General features: G+C 63.3%; 13 protein-coding genes. All 13 read left to right on the top strand.

Annotated elements, in window-relative coordinates:
* Window positions 1-312: hypothetical protein (locus LN450_RS19690; protein ID WP_425510385.1), on the top strand; the 312-nt coding region annotated here is incomplete at its 5' end.
* On the top strand, window positions 305-1,948 hold the full coding sequence (locus tag LN450_RS19685) for a ParB family protein (RefSeq protein ID WP_011347492.1): 1,644 nt from the start codon (window positions 305-307) through the stop codon (window positions 1,946-1,948). The genes LN450_RS19690 and LN450_RS19685, both read left to right, overlap by 8 nt.
* A 15-nt stretch (window positions 1,949-1,963) precedes the next feature.
* Window positions 1,964-2,524, top strand: a complete 561-nt coding sequence (locus LN450_RS19680) for a DUF2857 domain-containing protein (RefSeq protein WP_011347491.1) — start codon at window positions 1,964-1,966, stop codon at window positions 2,522-2,524.
* A 3-nt stretch (window positions 2,525-2,527) separates the two neighbouring features.
* Entirely contained in the window at window positions 2,528-3,754 is a 1,227-nt protein-coding gene (locus tag LN450_RS19675) for an STY4528 family pathogenicity island replication protein (protein ID WP_011347490.1), read from the top strand.
* Between the two features lie 321 nt (window positions 3,755-4,075).
* Window positions 4,076-4,831, top strand: coding sequence for a PFL_4669 family integrating conjugative element protein (locus LN450_RS19670; protein WP_011347489.1), 756 nt, complete (start codon window positions 4,076-4,078; stop codon window positions 4,829-4,831).
* Entirely contained in the window at window positions 4,828-5,361 is a 534-nt protein-coding gene (locus LN450_RS19665; RefSeq protein WP_011347488.1) for a DUF3158 family protein, read from the top strand. The genes LN450_RS19670 and LN450_RS19665 overlap by 4 nt, the downstream gene beginning before the upstream one ends.
* Window positions 5,362-5,434: 73 nt before the next feature.
* Window positions 5,435-5,875, top strand: a complete 441-nt coding sequence (locus LN450_RS19660) for a single-stranded DNA-binding protein (protein ID WP_011347487.1) — start codon at window positions 5,435-5,437, stop codon at window positions 5,873-5,875.
* 279 nt (window positions 5,876-6,154) lie between these two features.
* Window positions 6,155-8,167: a DNA topoisomerase III gene (locus tag LN450_RS19655; protein ID WP_011347486.1), complete on the top strand. Its 2,013-nt coding sequence runs from the start codon at window positions 6,155-6,157 to the stop codon at window positions 8,165-8,167.
* A gap of 534 nt (window positions 8,168-8,701) precedes the next feature.
* Entirely contained in the window at window positions 8,702-10,240 is a 1,539-nt protein-coding gene (locus tag LN450_RS19650; protein WP_011347485.1) for a DNA cytosine methyltransferase, read from the top strand.
* A 472-nt stretch (window positions 10,241-10,712) separates the two neighbouring features.
* Complete coding sequence (locus LN450_RS19645) at window positions 10,713-10,925, top strand: hypothetical protein (protein WP_011347484.1); 213 nt, start codon at window positions 10,713-10,715, stop codon at window positions 10,923-10,925.
* Window positions 10,926-10,946: 21 nt separating this feature from the next.
* The gene (locus LN450_RS19640) at window positions 10,947-11,339 is read left to right on the top strand and encodes a hypothetical protein (protein WP_011347483.1); all 393 of its coding nucleotides are present in this window, start codon (window positions 10,947-10,949) and stop codon (window positions 11,337-11,339) included.
* A gap of 240 nt (window positions 11,340-11,579) precedes the next feature.
* Window positions 11,580-13,706 (top strand): XVIPCD domain-containing protein, encoded by a 2,127-nt coding sequence (locus LN450_RS19635; RefSeq protein WP_011347482.1) that lies wholly within the window; start codon window positions 11,580-11,582, stop codon window positions 13,704-13,706.
* On the top strand, window positions 13,706-14,632 hold the full coding sequence (locus LN450_RS19630) for a hypothetical protein (protein ID WP_011347481.1): 927 nt from the start codon (window positions 13,706-13,708) through the stop codon (window positions 14,630-14,632). Before LN450_RS19635 ends, LN450_RS19630 begins: the two co-directional genes overlap by 1 nt.
* Window positions 14,633-14,846 lie beyond the last annotated feature (214 nt).

Here is a 14,846-nt window from a genome sequence, read left to right as displayed (position 1 = left end):
TTGTCCACGTATCCGGCCGTCCATCGCGTCCTATTGAAACCGGGAGGCCTCATGGCGAACGCACATGAACTGGCCCGTGGCCACGAGCGGCTGCGCGCTCTGATCGAGTTTGCTGTGAGCGAAGGCTGGCACGTCAAGCGCACACCCGGCGGACACCTCAAGTTCACCAAGGCCGGCTGCGCCGCTATCTACACCAGTTCAACCGCAAGCGACCACCGGGCAACTCTTAACACCCGCGCGCAGATACGCCGTGCAGAGCGCGAGGCTCGCATGGCACGGGCTGCTAACGCCGAGGGACGCGGCCATGGCTGAGATGACGTCCCAGGACATGGCCGGCAAGCTGCTTGCAGCTGGGTTCGAGCGCAGCGGCCCATCGGCCACGGCATTGAGCGACCCAATCGCCGACACCCCGATGGTTGTGACGTTGGACCAGTTGCGGCCTTACGACCACGATCCCCGCAAAAAGCGCAACTCGGCCTACGATGAAATCAAGGCCTCCATACGAGAGCGCGGCCTGGATGCGGCACCAGCCATCACACGCCGTCCTGGCGACACGCACTACATCATCCGCAACGGTGGCAATACAAGGCTGGCGATCCTGCGTGAACTCTGGGCAGAGACGAAGGACGAGCGCTTCTTCCGCATATCGTGCCTGTTCCGGCCCTGGCCTGCGCGCGGAGAAATCGTTGCGCTGACCGGACACCTCGCCGAGAACGAGCTGCGCGGCGGCCTCACGTTCATCGAGCGCGCCTTGGGCGTCGAAAAAGCCCGCGAGTTCTATGAAGAGGAAAGCGGCGCCACACTGAGCCAGTCCGAACTGGCCCGCCGCCTGGTCGCCGACGGCTACCCCGTACAGCAGTCGCACATCAGCCGCATGGCCGATGCGGTGCGTTATCTGCTGCCCGCGATTCCGACCGTGCTCTATGGCGGTCTGGGCCGCCACCAGGTCGAGCGACTGTCGGTCATGCGCAAGGCCTGCGAGCGCACCTGGGAGTACTATGCCAAAGGCCGCTCCCTTCAATTGGACTTCGACAACTTCTTTCAAGAGGTGCTGTCGCAGTTCGACACTCAGGCTGACGAATTCGCACCTCAGCGGGTGCAGGACGAGCTGATCGGTCAAATGTCCGAACTGCTGGGCGTCAATTACGACGTGCTGGCCTTGGACCTGACCGAATCCGAGAACCGCTACCGTGTGCTTGTCAGCGACCCGACTCCGCCGTCGGCTCCACCTGCGTTGCCTGAGCCCGGAGCCATCGCGCGGTCGCCCGCCGGACCGGCGCCGTCCACCGATACGCCTTCGCCAACTACAGCGCGATCAGCGGGCGGCCCGCTCACGGGCGAGAATGATGCGACCGCTGGCAATGCATCCGCAGGAAGCCCTGCGGCAACGGCTGGAGAGCTGCTGCAGGAGCATATCGTCTCGCCGGCACCGACGACAGAGCGGCTCCAGTCCATCCAACGGATGATCGCGGACCAGTTGGGTGATGCGCTACCGCCCGACTTCTCAGCCCGCGTATTGCAGTCGATCCCGGTGCAAGCCGGTGGCCTCTATCCCATCTCCGACGTCTGGTACATCGACCCCGGCCTGGAAGCGCCCGACCGGCTGCGCATCCATATCGCGCAATTCGCGCGCGAGATCGCCGGCGAGGCGGATTTGGAAGAGTTCATTGAGGACCGTCCCGACGGCATCGGGTTCGCCTGTAGCGCCCAGGCCCCTTTGCCGCGTGGACACGCCGTGCTGGCGCTGCTGGGGTCTCTGTCCGGTCAGCAGCCGGCCGATACCAGCCCCTACGGGCAATTCGTCACCGATCTGCCGGCACTGCTACACGGTCAAGGCGATGTCACCAAGCGATTGAGCGATACCGCGCTGGTCAAGCTGTTCCGGTTGCTGCGGCTTGCCCGACGCCTGCTGGATTTGGAAGCCGGTGCCAGGGCTCCCGATTCTTGAACGAGGAAGGCGAGCATGTCTGCACCAAACCCCCTCAACCAAGCTGTCATCGCCCAAGCACTCTACGACCTGCGCAATGGGCAATTGCGTCGTTGCAAATCGATGGGGTTCGGTGAGGAAGAGCTTGATGCGCTCAAGCACCCAGTGCTGATCAGCGTGCTGGCAAACGCCACCGTCTCGTGGTGCTCCGTAACGGTCAACCGCGAAGTGCTCCTTCGGCTACTAAAGCAGGCTCAGGACGTGGAGAAGGAAATCGCCACGGTTGATCGCATGCTGAGGTTGGCAGCAAGTACGGAAATGGTGAGCCGTTTCTACGGTCTGACCCATCAGGAGGTCGCCCTTCGCCGCGAAGTCCTCGGTCTGCCCAAGCGCAAGGGGCGCCATGCCGTTTTAGACGAAGCCCAGGACACGGAGTTGTGGCGGCAATGGAAGGCCGTGACCAGCAGCAGAAACGTCGATCTGGAGGACGACACCTCGATTCTCGATGCGGCCATGGACCTGGCAGAAGGCATGTCATTGCCGCTGTCGGTGGTCTGGGCCGCGATCAAGAAATGGATCGACCAAGGATTGGGATGACCCATGGCCGTGGATGAAACAGCACCGCGAACACCACGCCAAGGCCCAGTAGCCCTCGCCGATTTGTTCGACAGTGCGCTGAAAGACCTTGAGCCTAAACCTAGTGTGCCTGCGCCTGCTCCTATCCCTACATGCGGGGACGGTTTCCTTTTCAGCGGTAACCGGCACGAGAGCGTGCCGCGGCGCCTGTTCCTGGATCGTCGGTTGACGCCACTGGAACGTAATGCCTGGCAAGTCTTCCGGCTGATGCTCAACAACGACGGCGTGACGGCGTTCCCCACCTATGAGCAATTGCGCCCCTGGCTGGCATCAATGCCCAACGCAGGAAAGGCTTCGCATGAAACCGTAGCACGTGCATTGACGCTGTTGCGCCTGACACGCTGGTTGAGCCTCGTGCGCAGGCGCCGCGGTCCCAAGACCGGACGCATCCTCGGCAACCTCTATGTGCTGCACGATGAGCCCTTGACCCCATTCGAGGCTATGCAGCTTGACACCGACTATCTGGAGCTGGTCAGCCAGTCACTGGGCCATTCTGCGAAGGCCGTGCAGATGGTGGGGCTCAACACCCTCAAGGAAATCGAGGAAGACCCGCTGCTGTCCGGCCGCACGTTGCCGTCGCGGTTGCAGGTGCTTGCCGAACGCCTTGCCCAACAGGGCATCGCTGCCCCCGAGAGTTATCCACAAGAAGACTCCACCCACGATTCCGAAGAAAGGATTTCGAACCTTCTTCGGAATGGCGAACAGCATTCTTCGGAATCCGAAGCAGGGCTGGAACCCACGCCGGACGGTGCTCTTCGGAATCCGAAGCAGGACCGTACTGTACGTAGTAAAAGTAATAAAGAAGTACGTACTACCGCGCGTGAACATGGGCATGTGCGCGCGATGCCAGGTGTTCGCATGCCTGATCGCTTCCTGAGCCTGAAGGAAAAGCAGCAGGCCGGCGCACTGGTGGCGTTACAGCAGGTCGATGCGCCATTGAGGCAAGCTGTACTGGATGAATGGGCGGATCGCTGTCGAGGCTCGACCATTCGCAATCCCGCAGGATATTTGTTCGGCATCATCCAGCGCGCTATCCGGGGCGAGTTCAATGCATGGGCCAAGCAAGTCGGGACGGCACCACCGGTACCTGCTGCGTATGATCGGCCACCAGAAGCACCACGTAACGCGGTTCCGACCGAAGTGGCTCTGCAGCACATCGAACGGCTGCGCGAGCTTCTGCGTAAGGCCTGACTTTTCGGGGCCGCAAGGTCATGAAGAAGATGCCCATGGCCGTCAGTAGCGCTATCCCCTGGGGATAGCCGCGCGGACGTGCAGGACGGCAAACAGGTATGGGCAGGCATCGGGATGCCATGCACTGGATCATATGTGTGCGATCTGTCCTTGGCGAACAGCGTTCCTTGGCGCGCCATGGAGCTATCCCCTGGGGATAGCTCGTGCCGCTCGCAGCGGCCACGACTTAAACCAGGGCTTGGCCAATTTCGCTTTGTTGACTGACTGCCTTCCGCTGCATGCCGATTCTGACCGCTCCTTTTCCAAAAGCGAACGGACACCATGGCAACCAATGAACCTTTGCAATTGAATCTCGGCTCACTGCGCAGCGCGATGTCGCTGACGCTGCATACCCATCACGCTTCCCGCATCTGGCATGGCCGCGCTGCCGCCGAGGGGCGACCGGGCATCGTAGGCCTGAACGGCTACATCGCCGTGATGAACAAGATGAAACGCGGCTCGGAGCAGGACGACCCGTACAGCGACTGGTGGATGCTACGCATTGAGGAAAAACTCGACCAGACCAAGGCCACGCTGCAATCGCTACGCGAACAGGTGGACCAGGCACTGGCAGACGTCCCCGCCGCGTTGAGCCTGGGCGAAAACCTAAACGTGCAGCCGGTTAAGTTGCCTCTCTTCGTTAACGCCCAGCTCGGCTTTGCCGCAGTCTATCTCCTGGCCGATTACGACGACATCGCCCGCAAGCTGATCCTCGCCCATCACACCGCACTCATCGACCGCAGCACTCTGGAGCGCTGGCTCAACGAGGGCGCACATGCGCTTCGTAGCCTTTTCAGCCTGGCACAGCAATACCGTTACTCGGGCTGCACCCGCGATGATTTCGCGGCGAAGAATGCGGCGGCGCGGGTCGCGATGGACAAGTTTGGCGAGCTGCCGCAGGACGTACTCGAAGGCACGCGACGTTCGAAGTTTTCGCCACCCATCGCGCGCCAGAGTCTGCAACAGCGCAGTGTGATTTCTGCCGTAGCCGTCCTCCCTGGCGAAGAGGCCAACACCGACGGGGACCAGTCGGCATGAGCGATCAGGATCAGGACCGGCCCACCCTCTACTTCCAAAGTCTGCAACAGACGGCCTTCATGAGGCTGGAACACGCAGCCTCTCTAAAAGGCCTTTTAAAGCCTTTTAAAGGTAAGGGGACATTGGACACATGGGCCAGCCAGTGCTTTGCCATGCGCGACGAGTTGATAGCCCTGGCGCAGCGGCAGGTGCTGCCACAGGCGTGTGGGCATCCCTTCCATCTGCTGTCCATTGAGCTGGCCCAGCAGTCCACTGGCGCAGGCACGGCCTTTCTGCGCTGGCGCAGGCACGACAGGTCGGCCATGGGCGTAGCGCTGTGGCAGGAACTGATCGCCAGCACCAACACGCCGGTCAACCTGCTGGCCGATCTGCACGCGATCGAGCTTCAGCGCATCACGTTGAACATGCAGATCAGCGTGCTTCACACCCTGGGCAGGCAGGCGCAGGAATGCGCAAGCAAGGCCGGCGAAGCAGATGCCGTCTATCTGCACCGGCTCACATCCCTCCCCGCCGCAGTGCGCAATCAGTGATTGCGCCGGGCATCCCCACACGCGCCCGGGGCCGATGAGGCACGGGTATTTCAACCACCACGGAGATTGCATCATGAGCACGCATTTTTGGGGCGAAGGCAACGTCGGCTCGCCACCCGAGTACCGCGAATTCCCCAACGGAAACGATGAACCGCGCCGGCTGCTTCGCCTGAACGTTTACTTCGACAACCCCATTCCAAGAAAAGATGGCGAGTTCGAGGATCGCGGAGGCTTTTGGGCGCCCGTCGAACTCTGGCACCGCGATGCCGAGCACTGGAAGGATCTTTACCAGAAAGGCATGCGCGTGCTCGTCATCGGCCGCATGGAGCGTGAACCGTGGACGGACAACGAGGATCAGCCACGCGAGACCTGGCAGATCAACGCACGCAGCGTCGGCATCCTGCCCTACCGCATCGAATCCGTGGCCCTCAGTCCGAAGCCGCAGGAGGCAGAGCCGAAGCCCCAAGCCGCCCAGGAATCGACTCCGCCGAAAGACGCGAAGCGCAGGAAGTGAATCAGCATGGAGGGCGGCGGTGCAGTTTTTCGCCGCCTTCCATTCACCCGCAAGCCATCCCCAAGGGATAGCTCCATCGAAGTCCACCGACTTCCACGCGCTCTCGCCAATCGCAGCTTCCGGCCGGCACACCTGCACCCACGCGCGATCCCCACCCAAGCCATTCCATCCCGTGAAAGTGGTCGCCACCGCATGCGGCTTGTTTGCTGCTGCTCTTGGTAGCGCTCGGCATCCTCGATTCCAGCACCTCAATGAACCACGGAAATCGGGTGGACGGACATGCGGCTGTTCTTGTGCGAGAAGCCTTCCCAGGGCAAAGACATTGGCCGGATTCTCGGCGCCACGCAACGCGGTGAAGGCTGCCTCAACGGTTCCGGCGTCACCGTCACCTGGTGCATCGGCCATCTCGTAGAGGCGGCGGCACCCGAAGCCTACGACGAACAGCTAAAGCGCTGGTCCATCGAGCAGTTGCCCATCATTCCCCAGCGTTGGCAGGTCGAGGTCAAACCGAAAACCGCCACGCAATTCAAGGTCGTCAAGGCGCTACTGGCGAAGGCAACACAGCTTGTCATCGCCACCGATGCCGACCGCGAAGGCGAACTGATCGCCCGCGAGATCATTGACCTGTGCGGCTACCGCGGCCCCATCGAGCGGCTGTGGTTGTCGGCACTCAACGATGCGTCCATTCGCGCCGCGCTAGGCAAGCTCCGGCCATCGGCCGAGACGCTGCCGATGTACTACTCGGCACTAGCGCGCTCGCGTGCGGACTGGCTTGTGGGCATGAACCTCAGTCGGTTGTTCACGGTGCTGGGTCGGCAAGCCGGCTACGACGGAGTGCTGTCGGTCGGTCGCGTCCAGACCCCGACGCTCAAGCTGGTCGTGGACCGCGACCGCGAGATCGCGGCCTTCGTGTCCGTGCCGTACTGGGCCATCGACGTGTACCTGACCACAAGCGGCCAAGCCTTCACCGCGCAGTGGATTTCGCCCGACACCTGCACCGACGACTCGGGCCGCTGCCTGCAGCAGCCGGTGGCACAGCAGGCGGCGCAGCAGATCCGCGCCACCGGCAGTGCCCAGGTTGTCTCGGTCGAAACCGAGCGCGTGCGTGAAGGCCCGCCGCTGCCGTTCGACCTGGGCACCTTGCAGGAGTTGTGTTCCAAGCAGCTTGGGCTGGATGTGCAGGAAACCTTGGACATCGCTCAGGCCCTGTACGAAACGCACAAGGCCACGACCTATCCGCGCTCGGATTCCGGCTACCTGCCGGAGAGCATGTTTGCCGAAGTCCCCATAGTCCTCGACAGCCTGCTCAAGACCGATTTCTCGCTGCGCCCGATCATTGACCAACTCGACCGCACACAACGCTCACGCGCTTGGAACGACGCGAAGGTATCCGCGCACCACGGCATCATCCCGACGCTCGAACCGGCGAACCTCTCGGCCATGAGCGAGAAGGAACTGGCGGTGTACAAGCTCATCCGGGCGCACTACCTCGCGCAGTTCCTTCCTCACCACGAGTTCGATCGCACAGTGGCGAACCTCTCTTGCGGCCAGCAGACGCTGACGGCCACAGGAAAGCAGGTGGTCGTCAAGGGCTGGCGCCTGGTGTTGGCCGAACCGCAACCCGAGGAGGATAGCGACACCGCGGCGCGCAGCCAGGTGCTGCCCGCGCTACGCGAGGGCGTGTCATGCCAGGTAGCCGATGTCGATCTGAAGGCGCTCAAGACACAGCCATCTCGACCCTACACGCAGGGCGAATTGGTCAAGTCCATGAAAGGCGTCGCCAAGCTGGTCTCGGATCCGCGCTTGAAACAGAAGCTCAAGGATACGGTCGGCATCGGCACCGAAGCGACACGGGCTAACATCATCAGCGGCCTGATCGCACGCGGCTATCTCATGAAGAAGGGGCGCGCGATTCGCGCCTCGGATGCGGCATTCACCCTCATCGACGCCGTGCCCGCAGCGATTGCCGACCCCGGGACCACCGCCGTATGGGAACAAGCGCTAGACATGATCGAAGCGGGACAACTCACGCTGGACGTGTTCATCGGCAAGCAGGCCGCATGGATTTCGCAGTTGATCACGCAGTACGCCAGCGCGTCCCTGTCAATCAAGGTTCCCCATGGGCCGGCTTGCCCGCAGTGCGGCGCACCCACGCACCAGCGCAGTGGCAAGAGCGGCCCGTTCTGGTCGTGCAGTCGCTATCCAGACTGCAAAGGCACGCTGCCGGTCGAGTCCGGCACGTCCAAGCGCGTAGCCTCACGCTCGCGCCGTGGCGGCCGAAAAGACTCCTGATCGACCCCGTCCCCCCGTGAGCAGTGCTCGCCTTCGGCGGCGCGACTCGTGTCCCGCACGCCCTGCTGGACGCCCAGCGCACAACACCTTCTTGATCCGTGTGCGCGTCCCGCTCAGCCGTCCCCGGCCGCGGGACATGAAGGTGACTTCTCCACGAATCGCGTCACTTGCGTTCTGCTGATCTGCTTTTCTTCCGCCTATCGCGAAGGGTCCCCCGATGGCTTGCTCGCCTACGCAAGCCATCGGGAGACCCCTTTCGGTCAGCGGTATTCAGTGCCGGTGCCCGCCGGCGCAAAAACGGGCTCCCTTTGTGCGCGGATGTGCGCCAGACGATGCCGGCCCCAGCCACGACATGGGCCGGGTGTGCTTGCTGACAGCAGACGGTTCTTCCGACGACCGGGACTGCCAATCAGCCCACGGGTGGCTTCTTATTTCCTCCCGAGCCGAAGGTCCTACGGCCTTCGGCGCCTTTCTCCTGCCCATCAACGTCCCGGCCCGGCCATTGGCTTGGGTCGTACGAACAGGAGAGCTGATATGCACCCTCAACCTTGCGCGCCGCTGCTTTACGGCAGTGTGTGCAGCGGCATCGAGGCCGTGAGCCTAGCGTGGCAACCGCTCGGCCTCGAAGCCGCGTGGTTCGCAGAGATCGAACCGTTCCCGAGCGCCGTGCTCGCCCACCACTACCCGCACGTGCCCAACCTGGGCGACATGACCACGATCGCCCGCCAGGTTCACGCCGGCACCGTGCCGGCCCCCGACATCCTGGTCGGCGGCACGCCATGCCAGTCGTTCAGCGTGGCCGGCGCGCGCCGGGGACTGGATGACCCACGCGGAGCCTTGACCCTTGCCTATGTGGAGTTAGCCAATGCCATCGACCAAGCCCGTCACCAAAATGACCGCTCGCCGGCCACCCTTGTCTGGGAAAACGTCCCGGGCGTCCTCAGCGACCGCAGCAACGCCTTCGGGAACTTCCTGGGCGCATTGGCCGGAGAAAGCCGTGCGCTCCAACCGCCAGGGAAAAAATGGGCGCACGCAGGTTACGTGTCTGGCCCCAGGCGCCGCATCGCCTGGCGCGTGCTCGACGCTCAATATTTCGGCGTCGCCCAACGCCGCAAGCGTGTGTTTCTTGTGGCAAGTGGTGGAGATGGTTTCGATCCCGTCAAAGTACTTTTTGAGCGCACGGGCCTGCGCGGGGATTCTTCTGCGGGCAGCGCGCCGTGGCAAGAAGCTGCCCGTGCTGCTGGACCAAGCGCTGAAGCAGCAGGCGGATACGCAGGACTGAAATCGTCCTACGGTGAGGTCAAGACGACGTTCGGATTCAGTGGAGGCATCGGCCCTGTCGATGTGGCCGCATGCCTAATGGCGGCTGGCCCCAAGCATGACATCCGCACGGAGACGTTCATGGTGCAGTCGGTCGCCGGCAGCATCACCCACACCCTCGACACCGCCAACGGCGGCAAGGGCAGCAGCGAGGACGGTACGGGCAAAGGTGTGCCGATCATCGCCTTCACCGCCCAGGGCAGCGGCGCGGATGCCACGATGGATCTGACGCCGACGCTGCGTGCAGGCGGGCATCGCAGCAGCCATGCGAACGCAGGTGTCGTGCCTGCTATCGCCTTCGCGCAGAACCACCGCTGCGAGGTGCGCTTCGAGTCGGGCCACGGACAGGTGGCTTGCACCGTGCTGTCCAACGGCAAGCCGGGATATGGCGTGCCAATGATCGCCTGCGTTGCCCTGCATGATCGTCAGAACGGTCTGGCTGCTGAACTGGGCAGCGGGGCCAATGGGCATGTGCTGGCGCCTGACCACGAGGCGCATTTCCGCTATGACTGGAATGACCCCATTCCAAGGGACTGGTCGCAGTGGCGGGTGCGGCGGTTGATGCCCGTGGAATGCGAACGTCTGCAAGGCATGCCCGACGACTACACGCTGGTTCCGTATCGCGGTAAGCCGGCTGCGGACGCGCCGCGCTACAAGGCAATCGGCAACTCCATGGCCATGCCGTGCGTCGCCTGGCTAGGCCAGCGGCTGGTGCAGTGCTTGCACAAGATGGGATCGATCGCTTCGGATTGATGCACGACGCCGCCAACGGGCCGCGCCATTCTCGTTCCTGTATTGCCGACATGTCGGCAGCCGCCAGGGTGTCGAGGCTGCCGTGGGTTGCACCCATGCCACCCGCCAGTTCGCATCTGCATCCGCATCCCTCCGGCGATCCAGCATCACGCACCGTCCTGACAGCCCCGCACTTGTTGCGGGGCTTTCTTTTTTTCCACTTTCGCCAATCGGGGCTGTGCCGGGTTCCGATTCTCGGCTGACGTAGCTCGCCTCGCACATGAAGCTGCCCGCATGTGTCGCTGATCCGTCAGCACCATGCCAGCAGCCAGGGTTTCCAGGCTGCCGCGGAGTTTCTCCGCGCTACCCGCCAGTCCGCCATCGCATCGAGTCTGCGGACGCGCGTCCTCGTGATGCCGGTGCTTTTTTTAACCGCTAGCGGGAGCTGCCATCCCGTTAGGGACAGGGCCCCGCTTTTCCTAGGAGCCTATCCATGTCCCAGCAAGCCTCTTTCAGCCAATTGGCTTTGATCTATTGCGGCAAGTTACTGCCGCTCGAAGTCCTGCAGAGCGCCGCAGGCCACTACATCGGCACACGCAATAGCGAGGGACCCGTTTCGCGGGAATTTCGCGAGTACTTCCGCAGCTACGCCGCGGCTCAACGTGTCCTCGAAAGTGGCGGCTGGTCCCAACTGGCCAATCCCTGATCCAACTAGAGGAGCCACATCATGAACCCACATCTGCCTCTGGAAATCGTCGGTCAGATCATGCAGGAAGTGCAGCATTTCGCTGATGCGCCCCAAGCCTTCTTCGAGGCGTGGAAGCGTGGCGTCGAGATCGCTGGCGCCGAGTGGTTCGGCGAGGGCACCCCTGAAGGCCTGAACCAGGCCAAGAGCAAATGGGATTTGCGTCCCAACGTGCTGCGGATCAACGACGCCCTCGGCGTCCTGAGCAGCGGGGAACGCATGTTCCTGTCCGCCATGGTCAGCTTCTACAACGCGCGCGATGGCGGTGCCATGCTCAAGCGCTGCCACTTCCACGGGCTGTCGGATTTCGACGGTCTCGACCTGGAACGCCGCAAGGTCATCGCCGATCTGCTGGTGAACTACAGCGGCTGGTGAGCATCTCTCCGGCATACCACTACTTTCTCGTCCCCCCAATGAGGAACATGCGCCCGCAAGGCCCTGTTCCTCATATTTTTTCCCCATCACCCAGCGCCACTAGCCTTGGGCTATTAGCAGGATATTGACTGTCTTGATCTGCTGCTTGGGTCAGACGCTACAGTGGAACTTGCAGGGCTGGCCCCGCCGCGCTAAAACCGTGGCCGAAGGAGCACAGCTCACACGCTTGGAGACAGCCACATGGCCAGCACCACCGAAATCGCTGCACTGTTGGCTGCGACCGACGCGCAGGGCCGCGTCGATCCGCTGGCCTACGAAGCGCAGCGCCTAATCCTGCAGCATCAAGGTCTGGGTAGCGTAGATGCGGCCGCACTGGTGCGCGCCCTGCCGGCCTCGCCGGGTTTTACCGCCTTCGACCGCACCACGCTCTTTTCCGCCATCGACCAGCGCCTGGATACGCCGCAGGAACGGCAGCGTTTCGCCGACGCGCTGGACCAGGCCAACCTCAGCGACGGATGGCTCGAACGGCTGGGCGAGCAGGCGGCCGAGGTCGGCGGCCAGGCCTATGACAGTACCCGCACCGCAGTGCGCTGGGCCGATACCCAGGTCAGTGACGGCTTGGCCGCCGCGCAACGCAGCACCCGCGACACGGCGGCCGCTCCTGGCGTGTTGCCCGGCCTGCGCGCCGAAGCGCAGGCCGTCAACAATCTGGTCGGCAATGTGCAGCAAGGCTATGGCTTCGTCACTGGCGGGGCGGGACATGCCGTGTCCACGCTCGGCGATACCGTCGACCTGGTGCGCATGGGCACGCGCTTGGTCACCGACCCGAACTATCGCGATGTGGTGGTCGGCATGGTCCGTATTTATGCGGCCGAGGTCGTCGCCGACCCGCACAAGCCGATCGACCAGGCCCGCAGCGCCGCCACCCAGGCGCTGCAGCAGTGGCAGCAGTGGCAGCAGGGGCTGGCGCAGGCGCAACGCGAAGGCCGCGAGCACGAATATGTAGGCAGCGCAGCCGGCGCGGCTGGGGTGGAGATCCTGGCCACGTTGGTCCCGGCCAGCAAACTGGGCAAGCTCGGCAAGGCCGCGCGAATCATGGAGGACATCGCCCCGCGCGCAGCCGGCGAAGCCAGCGAGGGTCTGGCCGATGCCGCCCGTGCCGAGCGCGTCGGCACCGGCGCGCGCGACGCGGGCGAACACGCACCCGAGCGAGGCGCGGCATTGCCCGGCCGCGCCGGCGCCTACGCCGAAGCGCTGGAAGAAGTCGGCCAGGCCGCGCAGCGCGGCGGTGCGGCGGGCGAAGGCGCGCAGCAATTGCTGCGCGGGCTGGTCGGCCAGGCGCGCCAGGACGGCCACCTGGACGACTTGGTCCGCACCGCCCGCGCCACTGATAATGTCGAAGGCCTGCTACGCAGCGGCGAACTGGCACCGCGCGAACTCACCGCCATCCTCAAGCGCAACCCGGATGTCTTCGATGGCAGGATCGACTTCCCGACTGCGCTAGACCACAGCACGCAGGGCGTGGACCTGACCCGGCTCACCACGCGCCAGCTCGGCGACATCGGCGAAGCCATCCAGACCCACGAACTGGTAAAGCAAGGCTATAGCGACATCGTCGCGATCAAAAACCGCTCCGGCCACGGCATCGACTTAGTCGGCCGCAACCCCGGCGGCGAACTAGAATTCTTCGAGATCAAGACCTCGGCAAAGGGGATGGCGCCGGCGCAACACGGGGATCCGGAACAATTCGTGGCCAAGCGGCTTGAGCGTGCGATTGATGCGAAAGGTCATTGGAATCCACAGAATACAATTCCTGGATTGAATGACATAGCCGATGGGATAAAAAGAGAGATCGGTCCAGAAGCGCAAAACATCAACGCCAAATGGGTGCAACTCAATCTGAGCCGCACCCAAGACTCTCCTCGCCTGCAGATCGAACGCACGGTGGATTCCTGGGTCAAGCCCGCCCCGAAGCACACTCTGCTGACCCCTGGCGAAGCCGGCCACCCTGACCATGCTGCATTCGACACGATGCTACGCACGGTGCAGGGCGACGGCCGCTGGAACGTCGCGGAAAGCCGCAACATTGCCGCGAGCCTGCTGCAGGAGTACAAAGCCGACCCACTGTGCAAGACCCTGGACTCGGTGCGCATCGGCGGCAGCACCGAGACGCCGCTCATCTTCGCGGTCAGTTCGCCACACGGCGACAGAGGCCCGGATTTCCATGTCCACGTCCAAGCCGAGCAAGCTGCGCAGCGCCCGGCGGCCGAGAGCTTCGCTCAGGTCCAACAGATCAACCAGCAACAAGCGCTGACCCAGGAAACAGAGCAACAGAACCTGGCTCACCGCGGCCCGAGGATGAGTTGATGGCAAACGACAAGAGCGACCAACAGTTGCCGACATGGCATCCCTCGCTGAAGAAACTATTCAAGTCCTGTAACAAATGGATCGAGTGGGCGTTCACCACAGATCGAAGGCCAACAAAGTATCTGGAGCGTATCGAAGGCTGCATCACTCAAAGTGGGCCGTTGAGAGGCGAGGTCTGGCTGGATTTGGGCCAAGCCGGCCACACCTACGCCGTCCAGGCCTGCGCCCTCAGCGGCCAGGGCCGCCTGGACGAACTCGCCCAGCCGCTGCGCTGGGCGGTAGCGATGCGCTCGATCGCGTTTCGTTTCGAGGCCACCGTAACCCTGGCCTGGACCACTGAGCGGCAACCGCTGCTGCCGTTCTGGACCAGCATGAAGGTCGCGGCCACCGCAATGCTTTCGCAATGGGACGCCACCGAGGCTGGTGCTCGCTTCCTGATCCAAGTCGCGCACAAGGACCAGGCCCTGAAGCCTGACGAATGGCGCCGCGAGGGCTGGGGCAAAGGCACCAACGACGCTTTCCTGATTTTCCTGTTCGCGCAGGCCTTCGGCATCCCTACCCACTACCGGCCGGTGCATTCGCTGATCCCCGAGTATCAGGCTGTGCTCGACCACTGGCGCAGCACCGACGCAGCGGCGTTCCAATCCGCGATGCAGGCCGCGGCCGACTGGCACATCGCTCGCAGCAAGGATGGCACCGAGCGCAACACCTACGAGTTCGAGAAGGACATTGATCGCGTCTACCCCGCCGAACTGCTCGCCGTGCAGGCCTTGCGCCAGCGCGACGGCCTGCCCCACTTCGATACCGGCCATCTGCTGATCGACACGCCCTGGACCATCCTGAGCAAGCTGCCCGAGTGCCCGCCGCATCCGCTCGCTATCGCGGTGGAAGAGCGGGTGCGCCGGGACTATCCGGATTACAACTGAAGCGAATACCCCAGACACAATGGAGGGTCGGCAGGGATTCGTGTAAAACACAGCCAAAAGTGAGCTAACTCCCTGTCAGCTAAGGATTTCTCACGACGCACTGCCGACCCTCATGCCGGGCTACTGCTGCACGTGCGTCACCAGGTCAACACGGAGAGCCGCAATTCGGCGTCCGCGCTACACGTTGGCGACGTGTCAGGCCCGACCTATAGCA

The organism is Xanthomonas euvesicatoria pv. euvesicatoria, from assembly GCF_020880415.1.
Lineage (GTDB): Bacteria > Pseudomonadota > Gammaproteobacteria > Xanthomonadales > Xanthomonadaceae > Xanthomonas > Xanthomonas euvesicatoria.
The sequence above is the reverse complement of the archived record's forward strand: the minus strand, read 5'-3'. Positions and strand labels throughout refer to the sequence as shown.

What these genes read in the sequence shown, in the direction of transcription:
- LN450_RS19665 (WP_011347488.1), top strand. Translation starts at nt 4,828, where the DNA reads ATGAGCGATCAGGATCAGGACCGGCCCACCCTCTACTTCCAAAGTCTG.
- LN450_RS19635 (WP_011347482.1), top strand. Translation starts at nt 11,580, where the DNA reads ATGGCCAGCACCACCGAAATCGCTGCACTGTTGGCTGCGACCGACGCG.
- LN450_RS19640 (WP_011347483.1), top strand. Translation starts at nt 10,947, where the DNA reads ATGAACCCACATCTGCCTCTGGAAATCGTCGGTCAGATCATGCAGGAA.
- LN450_RS19645 (WP_011347484.1), top strand. Translation starts at nt 10,713, where the DNA reads ATGTCCCAGCAAGCCTCTTTCAGCCAATTGGCTTTGATCTATTGCGGC.
- LN450_RS19650 (WP_011347485.1), top strand. Translation starts at nt 8,702, where the DNA reads ATGCACCCTCAACCTTGCGCGCCGCTGCTTTACGGCAGTGTGTGCAGC.
- LN450_RS19630 (WP_011347481.1), top strand. Translation starts at nt 13,706, where the DNA reads ATGGCAAACGACAAGAGCGACCAACAGTTGCCGACATGGCATCCCTCG.
- LN450_RS19670 (WP_011347489.1), top strand. Translation starts at nt 4,076, where the DNA reads ATGGCAACCAATGAACCTTTGCAATTGAATCTCGGCTCACTGCGCAGC.
- LN450_RS19675 (WP_011347490.1), top strand. Translation starts at nt 2,528, where the DNA reads ATGGCCGTGGATGAAACAGCACCGCGAACACCACGCCAAGGCCCAGTA.
- LN450_RS19685 (WP_011347492.1), top strand. Translation starts at nt 305, where the DNA reads ATGGCTGAGATGACGTCCCAGGACATGGCCGGCAAGCTGCTTGCAGCT.
- LN450_RS19660 (WP_011347487.1), top strand. Translation starts at nt 5,435, where the DNA reads ATGAGCACGCATTTTTGGGGCGAAGGCAACGTCGGCTCGCCACCCGAG.
- LN450_RS19680 (WP_011347491.1), top strand. Translation starts at nt 1,964, where the DNA reads ATGTCTGCACCAAACCCCCTCAACCAAGCTGTCATCGCCCAAGCACTC.
- LN450_RS19655 (WP_011347486.1), top strand. Translation starts at nt 6,155, where the DNA reads ATGCGGCTGTTCTTGTGCGAGAAGCCTTCCCAGGGCAAAGACATTGGC.